The organism is Catonella sp. (genome assembly GCF_052169795.1).
Classification (GTDB): Bacteria; Bacillota; Clostridia; order Lachnospirales; family Lachnospiraceae; genus Catonella.
The window spans coordinates 1-7,357 of record NZ_JBQNBU010000096.1 but is presented as its reverse complement, the minus strand read 5'-3'; the positions used below and the strand labels follow the sequence as shown (position 1 = coordinate 7,357).

The window sequence follows — 7,357 nt, the reverse complement described above, 5'->3', positions numbered from 1 at the left end:
AAATAATTATGCTTTGGAAATTCTATTGCTAATAGGAGAACGGCGATGAAAGAGTGGATGAAAAAGTTTAGCTTGAAAGAATTTTTTTGGATGACAATAGGTATTGAAATTATGGTGATTGGAATATATTATTTCAAATTTACTAATAATTTTTCATTTGGCGGAGCTACGGGTATAGCTGTTATTTTATCTAAGTATACTGTTGGATGGCTCACTAAGGGGAATATTGTTGTTATATTTAATATTCTGCTATTGATAATAGGATTTATTTTTCTAGGCAAAGAGTTTGGACTAAAAACAGTGTATTGTTCACTTTTGATGTCTTTTTCACTGCAAGGTTTGGAATATCTGACTCCATTAAAAGGTCCGGTTACAAATGAAACAATTATGGAACTTGTATATGCGATATTTTTACCTGCAGTAGGAAGTGCAATATTATTTAATATAGGGGCATCTTCAGGAGGAACGGACATACTTGCAGTGTTGCTTAAAAAGTATACATCAATGAATATAGGAGCGGCACTTATGTCGGCTGACTGTATATTGGCAGCACTTACATTTCCAATATATGGAGTGAAGACAGGTCTTATGTCAATGCTGGGTCTTGGAGTTAAGGCACTGGTTATAGATAATGTTATAGAAAATATTAATTTATGTAAGTATATAAATATCGTTTGTAATGATGCTGAGCCTATCATAGAGTTTATAGGAAAAGAACTAAAGAGATCTGCAACGGTTGTGGATGCAAAGGGTGCATATACAGGACAGCATAAGTTTATGGTTCTTACTGTTGTTAATAGAAGACAGGCAATCTTACTTAGAAACTTTCTTAGGGAAACAGAACCGACAGCCTTTATTATAATTACAAGTACAAGTGAGATTGTAGGTAAAGGATTTATGAGGGCATAAAGGAGAGAATTAATGGGAAAATATTTTGGAACAGACGGCTTTAGAGGAGAGGCAAATGTTGGGTTGACTGTAAATCATGCATTCAAGGTTGGAAGATTTTTAGGATATTATTATGGAAAAGAACATAAAGCTAAGATTGTCATAGGAAAGGATACAAGGAGATCCAGCTATATGTTTGAGTATGCACTTGCTGCAGGACTTACTGCAAGTGGAGCTGACGCCTATCTTTTACATGTAACAAGTACGCCCAGTGTGTCTTATGTGGCACGAACAGAAGAGTTTGACTGTGGAATTATGATTTCTGCAAGTCACAATCCTTTTTATGATAATGGAATTAAAATTATAAATGGCAACGGATATAAGCTTGAATCAGAGATTGAAAATTTAATAGAAGAATATATTGATAAAGAAATAGATGATATTCCGCTTGCAACCGGTGAAAATGTAGGTAGAACTGTGGACTATGTACTTGGTAGAAACAGGTACTTGGGCTATCTTATTTCCCTTCCTACAAAGTCATTTAAGGATGTTAAGGTTGGAATTGACTGTGCGAATGGATCTGCACATCAGATTGCTACGGCAGTATTCAATGCTTTGGGAGCTAAGACTTATGTTATAAATGCTGAGCCTGATGGAGTAAATATAAATACAGATTGTGGCTCAACACATATAGAAAAACTCCAGTCATTTGTAAAGGAAAATAAGCTTGATATAGGTTTTGCTTATGACGGTGATGCAGACAGGTGCTTGGCGGTAGATGAAAATGGAAGATTGATAGATGGAGATGCAATACTTTATATCTGTGGAAAATATCTTAAGAATAGAGGAGAATTAAACAGCAATAAGGTAGTGACCACAGTGATGTCGAATCTAGGGCTTTACAAAGCCTTTGATGAGCTTGGAATAGGATATGAGAAGACTGATGTAGGTGATAAGTATGTAAGTGAAAATATGGTTGCTCATGACTATTCTCTGGGTGGAGAGCAGTCCGGACATATAATTTTTAGTAAGTATGCTACAACAGGGGATGGAGTGCTTACTTCACTAAAACTTATGGATGCTATGATTGACAGCAAGTGTAAAATATCAGAATTAGTAGAAGGTTTTAAGGTTTATCCTCAACTTCTTGTAAACCTTAAGGTGTCAGATAAAGAACTGGTTATGAAAGATGATAAGATTATTAAGGCTAAGGATGAGGCAGAAGAGGAACTTAACGGAAATGGAAGGGTACTTTTGAGAAAGAGCGGTACAGAACCTCTTATAAGAGTTATGGCAGAAGCTGAAACAGATGAAAAATGCAGAGAGGCAGTAGATAAGATAGTTGATGTTATAAAAGCAGAAGGTTATATATCTTAATAAATATGATGTGGGTGTCAAAAGTATTTGATACCCGTTAAGACAGGATTGCTACAGCTTCGATTTTCAGGGTTCTTGCAAAAATATTGAATTTGATATATCATTGAAACAGTTATGCCACAAGTGGGAATAACTGTTTCTTAGTTTTAAATAGAGAGGTAGAAATGGCTGAAAAAGAGAAAAAAAAGTCTGGTAAGAAAACTAACAGGAAAGTTAGGAAAATACAGAATACAAATAAGAGTTTCTTAGAAGAAAATAAGGCTGAACTGGTCTTTATATTGAGTTTTGTAATATCAGTATTACTGTTATTATCAAATTTTAATTTGGCAGGACCTGTAGGGAGTTTTATTAATAAGTTTTTATTTGGAATTATAGGTATGTTTACTTGGATTTTTCCTATATATTTTTTTATGGCTTCACTATTTTTAATTGCTGCAGAAGGTAATAAAAGGGTTGTTAATAAAGTAATTGCTGCAACCGGTTTATTTATTTCGCTTGGTGGTATCGTGGAGCTTATTTCTTATGGAGATTTAAAGGAAATCTCTTGGGGAGCTTTATATACTATGTCTTCTGAAAATAAAAATGGAGGTGGCTTTGTTGGAGGTGCAGTAGCCAAGGTGTTGAATTTGGGACTTGCACAGGCAGGTGCATATCTGGTACTTATAGCGGCTGTAATTGTAATTGTTATATATTTAACAGGTAAACTTATAACTAATGCAGTTAAAGTCAGGGTAACTGAAACCAAAGAAGTAATAGCTGATTATACTGAAGAAGTGGTGTTAGATGCGAGGGCGAGGGCAGAGGAGAGAATAGCGAAAAGAAAAGAACTTAGAGAAATAAAAAAAGCTGAGAGGGATAAGCTTAGGGAAGAGAGAAATTTTTCTGATGAAGTGAAACAGGAAAAGAAACTTGTAAAACTTGAGAAAAAATCAGAAGATAATGATGATAGAGAAAAGATAGAAAAGATAGAAAAAATAGAAAAAATAGAACCCATTAAGGAGAAAGATAAAGAGGTAGAGTTAAAAGAGATAAGCAAGCCTGATAAAGAAAATCTTTCCTTTCTGATACATAGAGCAGATGAAGATAAAATAGAAGATATAGTCGAGAATAAAATAGAAGATGAGGTAGAAGAAAAGAGTGAGGAAGAGCCTTTTTATTTAAAAGAAATAGAAAATAAGTTTGGAAATGGAGAGGATTTTGAAGAAGATGAAGAGGATTTATTTATTCAAGAGAAGTTAGAAGAGGAAATGCCTGAGGATGCACCTATAAAAGAAAATTTTTGGCAGCCTGAAATGTCGGATTATGAAGGGAAAAACAATATAGATATAATGTCAGTTGAAGATGACATAGATGAATATGAAGGTTTGCTTGATGAAGAGGATGAAATCTTTGATGAAGATGTGGCTGACGAATGTAATAAAGAAGATACTGAAGAAAGTGTTGAGGATATGAGTGAGGAGGATGAGGTTGAACAACAATATGGGGAAGTAGAGCCTGAAAAGTCAATTCTTGAACTTGAAAAAGAGATGCTGCTTGAGAAAAAAACTATAACAGGCAATAAGGCTCTTGAATCAGAGTTTGGAAGTAGTGATAAAACTGAAGCAAAGAAGGAAGACATTATCAAGGCAGAAGAAAAACCTATTTCTCCTGTTGTTGCAGCGGAGAAGCCGAAGGAACCACCTAAGCCATATATATTCCCGCCTAAGAATTTGTTAAATAAGGCAAGGGGAGATGAAGAAGGGATAAGTGATGCGGAACTGCATGATACAGCAAGAAAACTTCAGGAGACTTTAGCAGCATTTGGCGTAAATGTTAAGGTAACTGATGTAAGCTGCGGTCCATCTGTAACAAGGTATGAGCTTCAACCTGAGCAGGGGGTTAAGGTAAGCAAGATAACAGCACTTACAGATGATATAAAACTTAATCTTGCGGCTGCTGATATTCGTATAGAAGCACCAATCCCGGGGAAGGCGGCAGTGGGAATAGAAGTACCAAATAAGAAGAACTTGATGGTGTATTTTAGAGATTTAATTGAAAATAAAGCCTTTGACGAGCATCAGTCGAAACTTGCATTTGCAGTGGGAAAAGATATAGGTGGGCAGACTATGATTTCAGATATAGCAAAGATGCCGCATCTTCTTATAGCCGGAGCAACAGGTTCAGGTAAATCAGTGTGTATAAATACATTGATTATGAGTATACTTTATAAGGCTAAACCAAGTGAAGTGAAGCTGATTATGGTTGACCCTAAAGTTGTTGAACTTTCGGTATATAATGGTATACCTCATCTTATGCTTCCGGTAGTAACTGATCCGAAAAGGGCTGCAGCAGCTCTAAACTGGGCAGTAGCTGAAATGAACAGGCGTTACAAGTTGTTTGCGGAAAAAGGTGTAAGGGAAATAAAGGGCTTTAATAAAAAAGTTGGTAAAGATGCACTGGAATGGATGCCTCAGATTGTAATAATTGTGGACGAGCTTGCAGACCTTATGATGGTTTCCTCAAAAGAAGTAGAAGAAGCTATCTGCCGTTTGGCGCAGCTGGCAAGAGCAGCGGGTATTCATCTTGTTATAGCTACGCAAAGACCGAGTGTAAATGTAATTACAGGTCTTATAAAAGCAAATGTGCCTTCCAGAGTTGCGTTTGCAGTATCTTCCCAGGTAGATTCAAGGACAATATTAGATGGAGCCGGAGCAGAAAAATTGCTTGGAAAGGGAGATATGCTGTTTTTCCCATCAGGTTATCCAAAGCCTGTGAGGGTACAGGGAGCATTTATTTCAGACTCTGAAGTATCGGATGTAGTGGAATTTATTATTTCTAATAATGATTCTTCACACAAAGGTTCGGACATTACAGAACAGATAAATACAGTACAGGCAGAAAGCAGTAAAGCGGCTAATCAATCATCAGAAACAAAAGATGATTATGATGAGTATTTTGATGAGGCAGGAAGATATGTTATTGGTAAAGATAAAGCTACAATAGGAATGTTTCAGAGAGTATATAAAGTAGGCTTTAACAGGGCTGCAAGGATTATGGATCAGCTTGCAGAAGCGGGAGTTGTTGGAGAGGATGAAGGAACAAAGCCAAGAAAGATAATTATGAGCAAGGAAGAGTTTGAGGAATTTGTAAATGCAAGGCATAGTAATTAAAAAATAATTAGGATTGACACAGTGGGGGTTTATTAGGTATTATGAAGATGTGAGGAATATTTATAAGTAAAATTAATTAGTAGCAGTGTTAAAAATAAGTTTAAGGGGATGATGGTATGTTTAAAACAGATATTGAAATTGCAAAAGAAGCGGTGATGAAGCCAATAGGAGAAGTGGCAGAGAAGTTGGGGATTACATCTGATGAGCTGGAATTATATGGTAAGTACAAAGCAAAGCTTTCAGATGAACTCTGGGACAGAATTAAGGAGAATGAAGACGGAAAGTTGATACTTGTGACAGCAATTAACCCTACACCTGCAGGTGAGGGAAAGACTACGGTTACAGTAGGGCTTGGAGAGGCGTTTAACAGGCTTGGAAAGAAGGCGGTAATTGCTTTAAGAGAGCCTTCACTTGGACCTTGCTTTGGTGTAAAAGGCGGGGCAGCAGGAGGAGGCTATGCTCAGGTAGTCCCTATGGAAGATTTAAATCTTCATTTTACCGGAGATTTTCATGCTATTACTTCTGCAAACAATCTGCTTGCAGCTCTTCTTGATAACCATATTAAACAGGGAAATGAACTTGGAATAGATACAAATCAGATAGTATGGAAACGCTGCCTCGATATGAATGACAGGGTACTTAGAAATGTTGTAGTTGGACTTGGGGCAGCAGCTGATGGAATTGTTAGAGAGGATCATTTTGTAATTACGGTGGCATCTGAAATTATGGCGGTGCTGTGTCTTGCAAATGATATGAAAGATCTTAAAGAAAGGCTTGCAAAAATTGTAGTAGCTTATAATTTTGAAGGAAGACCTGTTACAGCAGGTGAATTGAATGCTGTTGGCTCTATGGCAGCTCTCCTTAAGGATGCTATTAAGCCTAATCTCATTCAGACTCTTGAAAACAGCCCTGCGATAGTACATGGTGGTCCATTTGCCAATATAGCGCATGGGTGCAACTCTGTAAGGGCGACCAAAACAGCACTTAAACTGGCAGATTATGTAGTTACAGAGGCAGGCTTTGGTGCAGACCTCGGGGCAGAGAAGTTCCTTGATATTAAATGCCGTATGGCAGGACTAAAGCCGGCAGCAGTGGTTCTAGTGGCTACAATAAGGGCTCTTAAGTATAATGGGGGAGTAGATAAAAAGGAACTTGGAAGTGAGAATATAGAGGCTCTTAAAAAGGGTATAGTTAACCTTGAAAAGCATATTGAAAATATACAAAAATTTGGAATTCCGGTTGTGGTTACTCTCAATAAATTTATTTCAGATACAGAGGCAGAACTTGAGTTTGTAAAGAAATTCTGTGAAGATAGGGGATGTGAGTTTGAACTTGCAGAAGTTTGGGAAAAGGGAGGACTTGGTGGTGAAGAGCTGGCTAAGAAAGTAATTTCTGTAATTGAAACTAAAGAATCGAAATATGAACCTATTTATAGAGATGAATTGTCAATTAAGGAAAAGATAGCAACAATTTGTACTGAAATTTACGGTGCAGAGGGAGTAGATTTTGCTCCGGCAGCAGAGAGGGCAATAAAGAGGATTGAAGAGTTAGGCTTTGGAAGTTTTCCGGTATGTATGGCGAAGACACAGTACTCACTTTCTGATAATGCGAGTCTTCTTGGAAGACCTGAAGGTTTTAGGGTGGGTGTAAGAGAGGTTTATGTATCAGCAGGTGCAGGCTTTGTAGTTGTTCTGACAGGTAGTATTATGACAATGCCGGGACTTCCAAAGACTCCTGCGGCATTTGGTATAGATGTAGATGATAACGGAGATATCGTAGGCTTGTTTTAATAAATAAAATAAAATATCCCTCTGAGATGTATAAATTCAGAGGGAGTTTTAATTTTAAAAGTGTTAAATGTTCAGATTATCTCTAAGGCTTTCTCTATTCCAAAGTGTAATTAAAGCATCTTTGGCAGCATCTATAACTTCGGGAGAAAATCT

4 protein-coding genes are annotated in these 7,357 nt (G+C 36.9%); all 4 read left to right on the top strand.

What is annotated here, in order from left to right:
* Positions 1-45: 45 nt before the first annotated feature.
* The 4 genes from ACTTKP_RS10430 to ACTTKP_RS10415 all read left to right on the top strand — a co-directional run bounded on the left by ACTTKP_RS10430 (position 46) and on the right by ACTTKP_RS10415 (position 7,204).
* Positions 46-909: a YitT family protein gene (locus ACTTKP_RS10430; RefSeq protein WP_442553838.1), complete on the top strand. Its 864-nt coding sequence runs from the start codon at positions 46-48 to the stop codon at positions 907-909.
* A gap of 12 nt (positions 910-921) precedes the next feature.
* Positions 922-2,265, top strand: a complete 1,344-nt coding sequence (gene glmM / locus ACTTKP_RS10425; RefSeq protein ID WP_442553837.1) for a phosphoglucosamine mutase — start codon at positions 922-924, stop codon at positions 2,263-2,265.
* Between the two features lie 164 nt (positions 2,266-2,429).
* Positions 2,430-5,414 (top strand): DNA translocase FtsK 4TM domain-containing protein, encoded by a 2,985-nt coding sequence (locus tag ACTTKP_RS10420; RefSeq protein WP_442553836.1) that lies wholly within the window; start codon positions 2,430-2,432, stop codon positions 5,412-5,414.
* A 116-nt stretch (positions 5,415-5,530) separates the two neighbouring features.
* Positions 5,531-7,204: a formate--tetrahydrofolate ligase gene (locus ACTTKP_RS10415; protein WP_442553835.1), complete on the top strand. Its 1,674-nt coding sequence runs from the start codon at positions 5,531-5,533 to the stop codon at positions 7,202-7,204.
* The last annotated feature ends 153 nt before the right edge of the window (positions 7,205-7,357 follow it).